The 543-nt window shown below is 55.1% G+C and carries 1 rRNA gene; it reads right to left on the bottom strand.

Going from position 1 to position 543, the window contains the following annotated elements:
- Positions 1-543, bottom strand: a 23S ribosomal RNA gene (locus ACYVIH_RS22690); the annotation flags it as partial.

Raw genomic sequence — 543 nt, 5'->3', positions numbered from 1 at the left:
CTTACCCAGGGCAGATTAGCTTGACCCTGGAACCCTTGATCATTCGGCGGACAGGTTTCTCACCTGTCATTCGCTACTCATGCCTGCATTCTCACTCGTGTGGCGTCCACGGCTGGATCACTCCGCCGCTTCACCCCCCACACGACGCTCCCCTACCCATCCACACACCTGAACCACGAAGGCTTAGCTGTTGTGTGAATGCCATAGCTTCGGTGGATAACTTGAGCCCCGCTACATTGTCGGCGCGGAATCACTTGACCAGTGAGCTATTACGCACTCTTTCAAGGGTGGCTGCTTCTAAGCCAACCTCCTGGTTGTCTGTGCGACTCCACATCCTTTTCCACTTAGTTATCGCTTAGGGACCTTAGCTGATGGTCTGGGCTGTTTCCCTCTCGACTACGGAGCTTATCCCCCGCAGTCTCACTGCCGCGCTCTCACTTACTGGCATTCGGAGTTTGGTTGATTTCGGTAAGCTTGTGGGCCCCCTAGACCATCCAGTGCTCTACCTCCAGCAAGAAACACGCGACGCTGCACCTAAATGCA

The organism is Nocardioides pakistanensis (genome assembly GCF_054781215.1).
Note: the sequence above shows the minus strand (reverse complement) of the source record. Positions and strands in the feature narration are given on the sequence as shown.